Raw genomic sequence first — 13320 nt, 5'->3', positions numbered from 1 at the left:
GCTATGGACGTCATTATGGCACTGGCGGCGGTAGTTTTCATTGGGTTCGCGGTAAGGACGCTCTATCTCCTCCTCCGCGAGGAGCGCAAGAAGGATCTTCTTCTGACCACTGCCATGTGGGGCTTGGCGCTCGTTGTCTGGGGACTGTATCTCATTACCGTTAGGGGGAAGACCCCGGTTCGCTTTGTGGTGGTTGTGTTTGGTTTGACCGCGTTTGTGCTTTCGTTCATAGGTTTGTTCAGGCTTCTTGAGGAAAGTCCATCGGAGTTTGGGAAAGAGCTATAAAGGAAAACATCAAAAAGTAAGACAGTTCACGGTCAATCGGGGGGAATAGTTATGGGACTGTTTGACAGCTTAAAAAAGAAGGATATAAAGCCAACTGTAAAGCCTCCCAGCATAAAGAAGGAGGTTAAAGGTGAAAGGGCTCCCGCTCCCACGAGGACGGAGGTTGAGGTCATCCCTGTTGAGGAGGATGTTCTTGCTAAGGAGCTCGTTAAACCTCAGCTTAGGTATCTGCACAAGATAACTGTCACCAGCTACTCAGACCTCGAAAAGGTGTCCAGGGAGCTCCAGAACGGCAACATCGTGCTCGTTGACCTGACTCCCCTTGAGAAGAGGCCCGATGTACTCGAGAAGGTCGTCCAGCAGCTCAAGGGTATGGTCAGTGCCCTCGACGGACAGGCCGCCAAGGTCTGCAAACATGAGATAAAGCTCATCCTCCTGCCAAACGATATAAGAATCGCCAAGTGAGGTTATCTTTTATCTCGCCCTTCTTCAACCCTACCATGAATTTATAAACGGTTCTCGGTACTTTAGCTTCGGTGATGCTCATGGGTGAAAACGGCGAGAAGAGACAGAAAGTTGAAGTTCGCGAGGATCTCGGTGAGGTTCAGGTTATATCCCTCGGTGACTGCCCAATCTGCGGTGGAAAGGGTACACTCAAGGCCATTCAGCACATCCATGAGATACCCTACTTCGGCAAGGTCATGGAGAGCACGATAATCTGCGAGAAATGCGGCTACCGCAACGCCGACGTCATGATCCTCGAAGACAGGCCGCCAAAGCTCTACACTGTCAAAGTGGAGGGGGAGAAGGATCTCTTCACTCGTGTTGTCAGGAGCAAGAGCGGGACGATAGAACTTGACGAAATCGGCGTCAAGATCGAGCCCGGCCCAGCTTCGGAGGGCTTTATCACCAACGTTGAAGGAGTCCTTGAAAGGGTCAGGGAGACCCTCCTAATGGCCAGGGAGTTCAGGAGGCAGGAGGGCGACGAGGAGGCCGTTAAGAAGGCCGACGAGATACTCCAGTACATCGAGGACGTTAAGGAAGGCAAGAAGCCGATAACGGTGCGGATAATGGATCCGCTCGGCAACAGCGCCCTTATAGGTGAGAAGGTGAAGAGCAGGCTCTTGACCGAGGAGGAAATAAATAAGCTGAGCCTTGGCCCGTACGTTCTCGTCCCGGAAGTCGAGGAAGAGGACGCTCTTGAGGAAGAGAAGAAGGACACTGGTGAAGGAAACTCTGATGGGAGTTAGAGGTAAACGACGTCCCTCGCGAGAAGGTCTTCAATGAGGGCCCTCACCCACGGCTTTCTCGTTTTTCTTGAGAGGTGGATTATGCCCTCCACGTGGATTCCATAGCGCTCCTTCATTTCTTCCCTGCTCATCGGCTCCTTGAAGAGGAACGGCCTCTCGATCGTGAAGGCGTAGCCGTACTCCCTTATGTAATTGCCGAGCCACTTCCTACCGTTCTCCCCGTGAACCAACGTTAGCCCGCTGGCCTCCTTTGTCATCTCCCAGAGGGTCTCTAAGTCGGCCTTGATGACCTCGCCTACCTCAAAGCCGCCAGCTATCGTCCCCCTCTGCGTTAGAGTCTGCTCCTCGTGGAGGCCAAGCCTCCTCAGGGTATCCCTGAGCTCGTAGGGGTTTCCCCTTGCTACATAGAGGAAGACTATGTCCCCCTCACCGAAGGCCCTGCTCTTCCTGAGCTCCACCGTCTTAAGTCCTCTGAATATCAGCTCCGCGTAGACCTGATGCAGGGCTATGACGTGCTCCATGCTTCCACCGTTCGAAAGGTATATGAACCATTAAAAAGAGTTTGGGTCGATGCGGAAGATCCGCCTTGTTGATGAAAGGCGACGCAGGTTTCTTGTGCGCTCCGCGTTATTGAACTTTGTCATTGCCATAGTGAGCTATCTCATCTCTGGTCCAGGCCTTTTCCTGATGTTTCTGGCCATTGGACTCTTCTTCATTCTCCTCGACAGACTCGGCATCCCTGCCGTTGAACTCGATGTCGGGGGCTCGGTCTATCGGATATACCCAAGCTGGAACTTCTCTGAGGTTGTGGTTGAAGGTGAAGAAAGGAAAACTTTTCCCCTTCTTCCAGGAAAAAACACAATCGAGGTTCGTGGGGAGGTAATTGCGGTTTATCTGGTGCCGAGACGCTTCTTTCCCTCCGTTTTGATCGAGTTCGAGGGAGAGAAGCTCAAACTAGTCTGAGCGCCGCCTTAATCACGTCACTTATGACACCACTGGCGGTCTCCTTGAGCCCCGCTCCCGCTCCTTTTATGAGGAGCTCCCCGAGGAGGTCGGTCTTTATGACTGCCGCGTTCTCGTGGCTTTCCACCGCGAGCGGGCTTTCCTTTGGTATCTCGGCGGGTTCTACGGCAACGTTTCCCTTTTCTATCCTCGCAACCAGCCGGATTGTCTTTCCCTTCGCCTTTGCCCTTTCAATATCTCCCTCCGTGACTTCTGCTATTCCCCTGACTTCTATCTCATTGTACGTTATCGGATGGAATGCAAGGCAGTGCAGTATAGTTGCCTTATAGCCGGCGTCTATGCCGAGTATGTCGCCACTCGGGTCTCTCTCTGCTATTCCAAGTCTCTGGGCCTTCGCAAGTGCCTCCTCAAAGCTCAGACCCATCTCCATCTGGGTCAGGATAAAAGTCGTTGTCGCGTTGAGTACAGCCTCAATTCTCTGGACGTCATCACCCAGCAGGTTCTCCCGAAGAAGGCCCACTATCGGCGTCCCGGCCATCACTGTCGCCTCAAACAGGTATGGAAGTTCCCTCTTTTCAGCCTCGTTGAGAATCTCTCGGTAGTGGTATGCCAGGGGGGGCTTGTTGCTCGTTACGATGCCCTTTCCTTCCTTCAAAGCCCTGAGATGCCACGTCCAGGCCTCCTTGTCGTTGGTGACGTCCACGACTATCTCCGAGTCAACCTCCCCGACTATCTCCTCGGGAGTTAGCTCGTAGACCTCGTAGTCGTTGGTCCACGCGGAGAGCCTGCCGAAGTTCTCCTTAACGAGAAGGGCCTCCCTAAGGTCTATCCCCTCGGGAAGCCAGACTGTCCCGCTGGTGTCTGAAATGCTGACGACGCTTATCCTTACTCCGTAACGTTCCTCAAAAAGCCTGCTCTTTTCGAGAAGAACCCCTGCCGTGGCCCTTCCAACGTTTCCAAAACCGATAAGAGAAACCCTGATCTCCCTCAAGAACACCACCAAAGTAAAGAAGGGAGGAAAGCTTAAAGCCTTTTACTTGTTCAGGATTACCTTTATTATGTCCATGTCCCTTACGATGCCTACGAGCTCGTCCTGTCCCCTTATGACGGGAAGCTGTTCTATCTCGTACTTGACCATCTTCTGGGCAACGTCGTAGACGCTCATGTGGGGTGTCGCCACAACGACATTGGGGTTCATTATCTCCTCGACTGGCTTCTTTGGAAGCTGAAGTTCCGCCTTCTCAAAGAGCAGTGTTGGGTGGCTTTCGAGTATCCAGTCCTCCTCGCTGGAAGCTGCCAGCTCGGTGCTCTTCATTACCCTAACGACCTCGCTGTCCCTGAGGAGGTCAGTCTCGTCCACCATGCCTATGAGGTTTCCGTCGTCGTCTATTACCGGTATGGCCATTGCATTACACAGGAGGAGGGCCTTGAGGGCCGCTTTTAGCGGTGTCCCGCGCCACACGACGCTGACGTTTCTCTGGTAGTAGGGTTCTATCGTTACTTCCTTGAGCTTTTCGTTCTTTGATAGGTACCTCCTCACGATGTCGCCAACGGTCAGAATGCCAACGGGTCTGTTCTCATCGTCAACCACAACGACGCGCCTGTAGTCCATTTCAAGCATTTTCTTAACGGCTTTCTTCAGGTCATCGTTTGCCTTGACGGTTGGGACTTCCCTCTTAACGAGCATGGCCAGCTGATCCTCATCAGGGTGGAGGAGGACGCGCTTGATGCTGACTATACCAACTAGCTTTCCGTCCTTTCCAACGACGGGGAATGAGCGTACCTTGTGCTTTCTGAACAGCTCGATGGCGTATTCCCTCGTTGCAGGTAGCTGAATTACAACCGGATCCTTCGTCATTAGGGTCTTTACTCTCATTTTCACCACCGCTCTATCTAAAGCGCCCTCTTTGTATTTTAATGTTTTGGAAGATGGGAGAAGGGAAAAGGCTCAGCCCAGAAGGGCGAGGAAAACACCTGCAACGACTGCCGTTCCTATAACTCCAGCGACGTTTGGCCCCATGGCGTGCATGAGGATGAAGTTGCCTGGATCTTCCTCCCTCGCGATCCTCTGGACGACCCTTGCACTCATCGGAACTGCCGAAACTCCGGCGGCGCCTATCATCGGGTTTATCCTTCCGCCGCTGAGCTTCATCATGATCTTGCCGAAGAAAACTCCTCCAGCGGTTGCACTGGCGAAGGCGACGACACCGAGTCCGAGTATCATTAAGGTCTGGGCTGTCAGGAAGCTCTCAGCGCGCATTGTTGAGCCGACACCGAGTCCGAGGAAGATCGTGACGATGTTCATCAGCTCCTCCTGTGCCGCTTTACTCAGCCTTTCCACGACACCGCTCTCCCTGAAGAGGTTGCCTATCATGAGCATCCCTATCAGCGGCGCGGCGCTCGGGACGAGAAGCCCAATGACGATCATGGAGATTATTGGGAAGAGTATCTTCTCCCTCTTTGACACGGGCCTCAACTGCTCCATGCGTATCTTCCTTTCCTCGGGGCTTGTGAGGGCCTTGATGATTGGCGGTTGAATGAGGGGGACGAGGCTCATGTAGGAGTAGGCCGCAACCGCCGTTGCCGCGAGTATCTCCGGGGCGAGCTTGGTGGTTAAGTAGATAGTCGTCGGCCCGTCGGCACCGCCGATGATGCCTATGCTTGCCGCCTGGTGGAGGTTGAAGCCGAGAGCCAAAGCGGTTAGCATGGCCACGAAGACACCTATCTGCGCCGCCGCTCCGAGGAGGGCCGTCTTTGGATCCGCTATCATCGGTCCGAAGTCGGTCATTGCTCCGAGGCCGAAGAATATGAGTAGTGGAACTACCTCAGTCTTGATGAGGAGGTAGTAGATGAGGTCGAAGAGTCCCGGCTCACCGTAGTGCTCGCTCATGTAGGCTATCGTCTTGAAGATGCTGTCGCTGACGTTCTCGGGCAGGTTCACGGCCACCGGCCAGTTGGCTACATGGGAGAGCGGCAAGTTGACGAGCACCGCCGTTATGCCTATCGGGAGGAGCAGGAGAGGCTCCATCTCGTACCTGATAGCCAGATAGACGAGCGTCAGGCCCACTAGGATCATTACGACGTTCCCTACCGTGAGGTGGAGGAGGCCGAGGGTGTTGATGAAGTCAACGAACGTTGCCATAGTCCTTCACCCTATCTCTATTAAAGGATCTCCGGTGTTTACGGTGTCGCCTTCTTTGACTAGGATTTTCTTTACGACACCGTCTTTTGGTGCTGGAATCTCGTTCTCCATCTTCATTGCCTCAAGAATGAGGAGTCCCTGTCCGGTCTTGACCTGCTCGCCTTCCTTCACGAGTATCTTGAGGATTTTTCCAGGCATTGGGGCTGTAACAACACCCTCACCAGCGGCGGCTGGAGCCGGTGATGGAGTTGCCGGCGCTGGTGCGAGAGCTGGAACCGGAGACGGTGCAGAGGGGGTACTTGGAGCAGGGGCCGGAGCAGAGACCTGGGCACTTGCTAAAGCGCTCATGTCTATTCCAAGTCCCTTGGCCTCGACCTCGTAGGTCTTGTCCTCAAAGCTCACCCTGAACTTTCCTCCGGGCAGTTCCTCAACCTCGACCTCGTATTCAACACCCTCAACGATGACCTTAACCTTCGCCATTCTCACCACTTCCCTATCTCGTAGTTGAAGTCTTCAACATCTTCCATCTGGGTCTGGAGGCCGTAGAGGCGCCAGGAATCTGAGACCTTCCTCCTGAATGGCAGGGGCCTGAGCTGGCTGGCCTTTTCGGCCGTGTAAGCGAGTATAGCCGCTGTGATAACGGCCAGGTCTCTCGGCGGTATCTTCGGCTTCTCCTCTTGCCTGGCCTCCACAGGGGCAGGAGTGGGGGCTGGTGTGGGTGCGGTAGCGGGCTTTTCCCTCTCCACCAACCTTCTCTCGAGCCAGCCCACGAAGTAGAGGACGAGGGCCAGTATTCCCAGTATGGTAAAGACCACTACAACACCTATGACAGTTATGTTAAGGCCCTCCATGACGGCTTTGACGTCCATCCTTCACACCTCACAGCGGTATGTTGCCGTGCTTCTTCGGCGGGAGCTTTACCCTCTTGCTCTCCATAGCCTCGAGGGCCAGGATTATCTTCGCCCTGGTCTCGGCCGGGTCTATGACGTCGTCAATGTAGCCGCGTGCAGCAGCAACGTACGGGTTGGCGAACTTCTCGCGGTACTCCTGTATCTTCTGCTGTCTTACCTCCTCCGGGTTCTCGGCGGCGGCTATCTCCTTCCTGAAGATGATGTTGGCCGCTCCCTCGGGACCCATGACTGCTATCTCCGCAGTTGGCCATGCGAAGACGAAGTCGGCACCGAGGTGCTTGCTTCCCATAGCGAGGTAAGCCCCACCGTAGGCCTTCCTCAGGATGACAGTGACCATTGGAACAGTTGCCTCGGCGTAGGCGTAGAGGACTTTAGCTCCGTGCCTGATGATTCCGCGGTACTCCTGGTCTGTTCCAGGCAGGTAGCCCGGAACGTCAACGAGGGTAACTATCGGGATGTTGAAGGCGTCGCAGGTTCTAACGAAGCGAGCTATCTTGTCCGAGCTGTCTATGTCGAGAACACCGGCGAAATAGATCGGGTTGTTGGCGACTATCCCAACAGTCTGCCCGTTCATCCTTCCAAAGCCGACAACAGCGTTCGGGGCGAAGTACGGGAGTATTTCAAGGAAGTCCGGGTTTCCGTTCTCGTCGCGGTCAACTATCTCGTAGATAACCTGCCTGACGTCGTAGCCCTTGTTCGGGTCATCTGGAACGATGTTGTACAGGTTCTCGGTCTTCCTGAAGGGCAGGTCGTTCGTCTTAACGCGCGGCGGCTTCTCCATGTTGTTTGACGGCAGGTAGCTCAGGAGCCTCCTTATGAGGGCGAGAACTTCCTCGTCGCTCTTCCCTATGAGGTGGGCCTGACCGCTCTTCTGGGCGTGTATCATAGCACCACCGAGCTGGACGGGGGTCACCTCAACGCCCGTAACGGCCTTGACGACCTGCGGCCCAGTGATGAACATGAAGCTGGAATCGCTGTCCACCATCAGGATGAAGTCTCCAATAGCCGGACTGTAAACCGCTCCGCCAGCACAGGGACCCATAATTGCCGTTATCTGTGGGACTACACCGCTGAGAAGGGTGTTCATCTTGAATATCTCGCCGTAGCCCTTGAGCGAGTCAACGCCCTCCTGAATCCTCGCTCCGCCGGAGTCGTTGAGGCCTATGACCGGAGCTCCGGCTTCGAGGGCCAGCTCCATAATGCGCTTTATCTTCGCCGCGTGCATCTCGCCGAGGGAACCGCCCATAACCGTGAAGTCCTGGGCGTAGACGAAGACTAGCCTTCCGTCGATGGTTCCGTAGCCGGTTATGACGCCGTCGGCGGGCAGTTCCTTCTTGTCGAGGCCGAACTCAGTTCCTCGGTGCTTTACGAACATTCCTATCTCGACGAAGCTTCCCGGGTCAAGGAGCTTTTCAATCCTCTCCCTGGCCGTTAGTTTGCCCTTTGCGTGCTGTTTTTCGATGGCCTTCTCGCCACCCATCTCCAGAATCTTCTTTTTCCTCTCATACAGCTCGTTGAGCTTCTCCTCCATGCTCATGAGAACTCCCCCTGTTTTTGCTGACCTTTGTTATTTGTAAAGTTTAAAAGCGTTTTTCACAACTCTCTTTTCACCGAGAGTGATACAAAAAGTGGAGAAAAGGCACTTCAGAGGTGCTGGATCGGTGTTTCAGCACCACAGGCTTCGCACTTGAGGAAGTGGAAGCGGCCCTTCTTGATAATCTTCGTATCTGGGCTTCCACAGACGGGACAGATAACGAACTCCTTGAGGTACTTCTTCATCTTGTTTGCTATGAGGTACGGCGTAAAGCGTCCCTGGAGAATTGCCCTCCTGCCCTCGAGGGTTCCAGCGGTAGCGACCTCCCTCAGGATGAACTTGAGGAGATGGTTCGGGTCGCGGTTCATGGCCTCGGCTATGTCCACGAAGTTCTCTATGATCGTCCTGTTTCCGGCTATCGTGACCTGTGCCGGCGGCACCTCGAAACGTGAGTGGTGGTGCTTGACGTTCTCCGGGAGTTCTTCATAAGCCTTATCGAGGAGCTTCTCAAAGTCGTAAAAGTCTACCTTCTCGCTCATTTTCTCACCTCCTACTTACCTCTTCACTTCGCTTTATAACCTTTGTCAGATGACGCGGTAGAATCCAGCTCTCGGTTCATAGACCCTGCCGTCGCTCTTCAGCTCGTTGAGGAGCTTCTCGATGTCCGCCTTGGTTCCTATCCCTGCCTGCTTGGCGGCCTCTATAACTTTCTCCTCCGGCGCTCCGAACTCTCCCTCGCTCTCAAGGGATTTTATGATGTCAACAAGCTTCTCGATCTTGTTTATCTTCTTTGAACTCTTGCCGACTTCGAGGATTGAGACGTCAAGGTTGCCCTCTTCGTCAACGGCTATCGTCTTCATCATTGCCTCGATTATCTCTATCGCCGCCCTCGCGTCCTCTCTCGTCACCGTTTCGCTCAATCTCATCCTCGCGTGGGCCTCGCTGAGCCTGATGAGGGCCTCAAGCTGTCTAGCGGTAATCGGTATTGGCTGGACGCCGTCTTCATCTCCTCTCCGCAGGCCCTTTCTCATTTTGACGTAGTAGCGTTTTATTTCCTCCATTGCCTCTCTGCTCAGAACAGGGTGAACGTTCTTTCTGGCGTATGCTATGTACTTCTTGAGCAGATCGTAGGGTATCTTAGGCGTCACCGCCTCAGCTTCGCCCCTTCTGACCTTGAGGATGTGCTCGGCTATGCTGGCGTCTACTTTCTCGTCGGGCTCGTCGAGGAGCAGGAATATCAGGTCGAAACGGCTGAGAAGGGTCGGCGGGAGGTCGAGCTGCTCCGGGAGGCTCTTGTGTCTGTTGAACCTTCCGAACTTTGGATTGGCCGCCGCTATGACGGTCGTTCTTGAGTTCAGAGTTGCGGTAATTCCGGCCTTGGAGATGCTGATTGTGTTGTGGAGGACTAATCCATGGGAAACGAATAGATGATGCGGCTCAACCGTAACATCGTAGACCCACTCCCAGCGGTCGTTTTTGATCTCCTCGACGCACTTCACCTTCAGGAAGTTCACGTTGGCGTTCCACCACTTGAAGAACTCTTCCAGCTCCCTCTTAGCGAGGGAGATTCTCTCCGCAACCGCACTCTGTATTATGCCCTCTGCCCAGGAATTTCTGGCTTCTGCGAGCTTTTTGAGTTTTCCGTACGTTATCCCGTACTTATAGTAAAGCTGGGTCTTTGGCAGGAGTTCAAGGGCTTTCGCGGGGTCTTCTCTGGAGAGCCTCTCAAGCTCATCCATCCTTTCTATAATCCTCTGAAGATAACCTTCGATGATGTTTTCCCTCACGAGCTTTTGATTGAAGCTGGCGCGCTCTTTTGGTGTCTGTGTTACTCGGAGTATCTTGCCTGCATTGATCAGCGGTTTTACAAGCTCCCTTGGAAGGGCTCTCCTGGCCTTTTCAACAGTGAAGTATATGCCAGTTCTCTTGATCTTCGAGACCACTCCTCGAGAGTAGAGATAATCCTGGTAATCTTCGGCTTCTCTCATGTCTCTGTAGCGTTCTTTAAATTTTCCATCCACTTGAATGGGATACCTGAGAACGCCAAGAGCAATGTCCCCGGGTGTGATCTTCTCGGCGGGCTTCTCGGTTATCTCCCCGTTCTCCCACACCATAACTGGGTGCTCGGGCGTTACAGTAATCTCCCTGCCGTTCGAGAAGCGGAGTTTTATGAACCTCTCTGGGGCCTTGTGCCTGCTAACCCTGTCTGCTTTGACCTTTACTATCTCCCTCTTCTCGAGATCGTAAGCCAGAAGCTCGATGTCCTCAACGGGAAGTATCTCCGTGTCCTTGCCGAGTATCACCCTATCGCGGTTCTTCTCGATGAGCTTATCAACGAGCTCTCCTATCTTTACCTTCCTGCCGTCAGCTAAGAGGAGCTCAAAGTCGTGGTGGTAGCTCTGCTGCTCCAGCGCTTCGTGTATCGCGCTCCTGTCGCGGTCGCTCATCTTGTCGAACTCGTCAATTAGGGCGAATCCGCCATCGGCGAGAACCAAAACACCCGCTTCCAGCACCCAGGAGCCCGTGAACTCATCGCGGACGGCTGCTGCAGTGTTGTGGACGACGAAACCGTTTGCTATGAAGCTGTGAGAACCTTCAACGGTGAGGTCGTAGACGTAATCGTGGGGAGATTCAATTTCCTGTTTGGAGACCTTGACTGGGCCATTTTCAGTGACGACTTCTCCATCGACGTTTCTGGCCTCTACCCATCCGTTGGGAGTCAGGAGCTTGGTCTCGGGTGTCACTGTAATACTCAATCCGTCTCCTTCTATTCTTATCAGCTTCTCTGGGGCTCTGAGCTTCCACAGTCTAAGGACTCTCATATCACCATCCAGTGTTTTAATGTAGAGTCCGAGCTTTTCGGCATTAACGCTCTTGTAGTCCTGAACTTTTTCTGGTATGGCCTTTTCAACCAGCTCTCCTATTTTGAACTGTCCAAGATTCGTTTTGATTATTGAATCCGGTGCAACACATAGGCCCGCCGCCGATGAACTCTTCCCGCTCGTGTAAATAGCCCTTGGAGCCAGATTGGCGACGTAACGGAGGAGCTGGCTCTTGGCTACTCCAGGATCTCCAACCAAAAGAACGTGGCTTTCTCCCCTCAGCTTCGTTCCGTCTGGGAGAGTCCTCTGGACGCCACCGAAGAGTGCCAGAGCTATCCCCTTCTTGACTATCCTGTGTCCCCAGATGGCGGGGGCTATCGAATCAACGATGGCATCAACGATGTCCTTCCTCTTTGCCAGTTCCCTTATCTTCTGCTCGTCTTCCGGTGAGATTTCCAGCTCCTCTATCTCCTTGCTGAGCTGTTCAATGTGGTTTACCTCAAGAATCTTCTTGAATATGGGCCTCTTCTCCCTCTGTTCCAGGATGACCCTCAGAACGCCCGTAACGAGAACCCTGTCACCGGGAAGGGCGGCATCCACGAGGTCATCAAGGAGTATTGCATCAACGAAGCGCGGCATCTGGCCGCCCTTGAGGCTCTCTGGCCTGTCCTGAAGGCGGAAGCTCTGGAAGTTGAGGAAGCGGCTCTTGTCAACGTCAAGCTCTATGTTTCTGCTTCCGCAGGCGTCGCACTTGGCCGGCTTAACGAGGTTCTCGTAGGGTCTCTGAAGTCTCACCATCTCGTTGCCGCAGTCACGGCACACGAAAACGGCCTTCTCAACGAAGGGCTTGACCTCGCTCACACGCGTGATTATTCCCTCTACCTGGATGAGCTTGTTTATGTGCTCGCTTCCGAGCTCCTTGACGAGGAGGGTCTTCGGAAGGTTGTAGAAGCGGGCGTGGACTTTAAACTCCCTCTCCACGAGGAGAGGCGGCTCCCTTAGGACTATCTGGATGGCATCCTCGGCACTCGCTATGGCCTCTTCCGGGTTGTTTAAGAGTTCGTCGGCAAGCTCGGGATCGAAGGAGTTAAGGTGTGCCCAGTCGATTGCCAGCGAGCGCTTTGGTGTGACCGTGAGGAGGTCTTTGAGGCGGTTTATGTAAACCTCGTTGCCCTCATCGTCAACGTACTCCCGCAGAAACTTGGCAAAGCGTGCTATCATCTCTTCCCTGTCCATCAGGCATCACCGAGCCACTCGTTTCTTATCTTCGACATCTGGAGGTATATTCTCCTCTCCTCGGGAGCGAGCCTCGAGAGAAGTTCCAGGCTGTTTGGCCTCAGCATCACGGCTTTCAGAATCTTGTTGAACCTTATGAGCTTTAGATCCCTCAGCTTCTTCCTCAGGTTCGCAAGTTTGGTGAGCTTGACGTTTATAGTATCGACGCTCTCCCTTGGGTTCAGCCTCACGTAGTTCTCGAGGTAATAGGCGTAGAACTCGGCCCTCTCGTAGAGTCCCTCCGGAAGGAGAGTCAGGGGCTCGCTCTCCCTTTCCTCCGCTATGACCTTATCGATCTCGCCGATTATCTTGTCCGTCTCGTCAACTATCTCAACTACCCCCGCTTCCCAGAGCTCTCTCGCCTTCCAGTCTTCCACGAGGACGATATCTCCGCTCTTCCAGTCTCCGAATGGCTTCATGACCTTGACGGCTATGAGGGCTTTACCCGTGAACATGATTTGCACCTTTCCAAGGATTGTCACGTCGTCTAATAAATCTTCCCGAATACATTTGGGCCTGAATGAACCGAGATTGGCTGGCCATTTTTGATCATTCTGTCAGGGCAGTTCACGATAACCCTATAAGCCTTCTCCCTAAATTACTCCAGGTGAGTCAGAGATGTTGATCGGGATTATGAGCGACACACACGACAACCTGCCGGCCATAAGGAAGGCGGTTGAGTTCTTCAACGAGAGGAACGTTGACCTGGTTATACACGCGGGCGACTACGTTGCGCCCTTCGTTGCCAGGGAGCTTAAGAAACTTAAAGCACCTCTCAAGGGCGTCTTTGGCAACAACGACGGCGAGAGAAAGGGTCTCTACGAGGCCTTGGGAATTTACGACGAGCTGATAGAGCTTGAGGCCGATGGGATGAAGATCGCCGTAACGCACGGTACGAACGAGGTTTTGGTCAAGGCCCTCGCCCACAGCAGGCTCTACGATGTTGTCGTTGTCGGTCACACCCACCGCTACGAGATACAGGAAGTTGGTAGAACCGTCCTCGTAAATCCTGGAGAGGTCTGCGGCTATGTAACTGGAGTGAAGAGCGTTGCTCTCCTCGATACCAGAAAGAGGGAAGTGCAGATAATAAACATCGACAACGGGGAGCTTCTCGGCGCCATGAGCCTTTAATCTTCCA

Annotated in this window: 15 protein-coding genes; 5 read left to right on the top strand and 10 right to left on the bottom strand. The window is 53.8% G+C overall.

Annotated elements, in window-relative coordinates; genetic code table 11:
• The first annotated feature begins 3 nt into the window (after positions 1-3).
• The 3 genes from TK_RS08145 to TK_RS08135 all read left to right on the top strand — a co-directional run bounded on the left by TK_RS08145 (position 4) and on the right by TK_RS08135 (position 1535).
• Positions 4-285 carry a hypothetical protein gene (locus TK_RS08145; RefSeq protein ID WP_011250583.1) on the top strand — a complete coding sequence of 94 codons (282 nt, stop codon included), beginning with the start codon at positions 4-6 and terminating at the stop codon, positions 283-285.
• A 51-nt stretch (positions 286-336) separates the two neighbouring features.
• Positions 337-750 carry a cell division protein SepF gene (locus TK_RS08140; RefSeq protein WP_011250582.1) on the top strand — a complete coding sequence of 138 codons (414 nt, stop codon included), beginning with the start codon at positions 337-339 and terminating at the stop codon, positions 748-750.
• An 80-nt stretch (positions 751-830) separates the two neighbouring features.
• Positions 831-1535 carry a ZPR1 zinc finger domain-containing protein gene (locus TK_RS08135; RefSeq protein ID WP_011250581.1) on the top strand — a complete coding sequence of 235 codons (705 nt, stop codon included), beginning with the start codon at positions 831-833 and terminating at the stop codon, positions 1533-1535.
• On the opposite strand, the gene TK_RS08130 is transcribed toward TK_RS08135, so the two are convergent.
• The gene (locus TK_RS08130; protein ID WP_011250580.1) at positions 1532-2056 is read right to left on the bottom strand and encodes an ASCH domain-containing protein; all 525 of its coding nucleotides are present in this window, start codon (positions 2054-2056) and stop codon (positions 1532-1534) included. The genes TK_RS08135 and TK_RS08130 overlap by 4 nt on opposite strands.
• 49 nt (positions 2057-2105) lie before the next feature.
• Between TK_RS08130 and TK_RS08125 the strand changes: the two genes are divergently transcribed.
• Entirely contained in the window at positions 2106-2498 is a 393-nt protein-coding gene (locus tag TK_RS08125; protein WP_011250579.1) for a hypothetical protein, read from the top strand.
• Here TK_RS08125 and TK_RS08120 read toward each other — a convergent pair.
• The 9 genes from TK_RS08120 to TK_RS08080 all read right to left on the bottom strand — a co-directional run bounded on the left by TK_RS08120 (position 2485) and on the right by TK_RS08080 (position 12637).
• The gene (locus TK_RS08120; RefSeq protein WP_011250578.1) at positions 2485-3489 is read right to left on the bottom strand and encodes a homoserine dehydrogenase; all 1005 of its coding nucleotides are present in this window, start codon (positions 3487-3489) and stop codon (positions 2485-2487) included. The genes TK_RS08125 and TK_RS08120 overlap by 14 nt on opposite strands.
• A 42-nt stretch (positions 3490-3531) precedes the next feature.
• Complete coding sequence (locus TK_RS08115; RefSeq protein ID WP_011250577.1) at positions 3532-4374, bottom strand: CBS domain-containing protein; 843 nt, start codon at positions 4372-4374, stop codon at positions 3532-3534.
• Positions 4375-4446: 72 nt separating this feature from the next.
• Positions 4447-5640, bottom strand: a complete 1194-nt coding sequence (locus TK_RS08110; protein WP_011250576.1) for a sodium ion-translocating decarboxylase subunit beta — start codon at positions 5638-5640, stop codon at positions 4447-4449.
• A gap of 6 nt (positions 5641-5646) precedes the next feature.
• A complete protein-coding gene (locus TK_RS08105) occupies positions 5647-6120 on the bottom strand; it encodes an acetyl-CoA carboxylase biotin carboxyl carrier protein subunit (RefSeq protein WP_011250575.1) in 474 nt (157 codons plus the stop codon).
• A gap of 2 nt (positions 6121-6122) precedes the next feature.
• Complete coding sequence (locus TK_RS08100) at positions 6123-6509, bottom strand: OadG family protein (protein WP_011250574.1); 387 nt, start codon at positions 6507-6509, stop codon at positions 6123-6125.
• A gap of 10 nt (positions 6510-6519) precedes the next feature.
• Entirely contained in the window at positions 6520-8088 is a 1569-nt protein-coding gene (locus tag TK_RS08095) for a carboxyl transferase domain-containing protein (protein WP_011250573.1), read from the bottom strand.
• 107 nt (positions 8089-8195) lie between these two features.
• On the bottom strand, positions 8196-8624 hold the full coding sequence (locus tag TK_RS08090) for a translation initiation factor IF-2 subunit beta (protein ID WP_011250572.1): 429 nt from the start codon (positions 8622-8624) through the stop codon (positions 8196-8198).
• 45 nt (positions 8625-8669) lie between these two features.
• On the bottom strand, positions 8670-12143 hold the full coding sequence (locus TK_RS08085) for an MCM2/3/5 family DNA replication licensing factor (protein WP_011250571.1): 3474 nt from the start codon (positions 12141-12143) through the stop codon (positions 8670-8672).
• The gene (locus tag TK_RS08080) at positions 12143-12637 is read right to left on the bottom strand and encodes a hypothetical protein (protein ID WP_011250570.1); all 495 of its coding nucleotides are present in this window, start codon (positions 12635-12637) and stop codon (positions 12143-12145) included. Before TK_RS08080 ends, TK_RS08085 begins: the two co-directional genes overlap by 1 nt.
• 163 nt (positions 12638-12800) lie before the next feature.
• On the opposite strand from TK_RS08080, the gene TK_RS08075 reads away from it, so the two are divergent.
• Complete coding sequence (locus TK_RS08075; protein ID WP_011250569.1) at positions 12801-13313, top strand: metallophosphoesterase; 513 nt, start codon at positions 12801-12803, stop codon at positions 13311-13313.
• Positions 13314-13320: the final 7 nt, after the last annotated feature.

The organism is Thermococcus kodakarensis KOD1 (genome assembly GCF_000009965.1).
GTDB lineage: Archaea > Methanobacteriota_B > Thermococci > Thermococcales > Thermococcaceae > Thermococcus > Thermococcus kodakarensis.
This window is presented reverse-complemented; position numbering and strand designations above follow the sequence as displayed.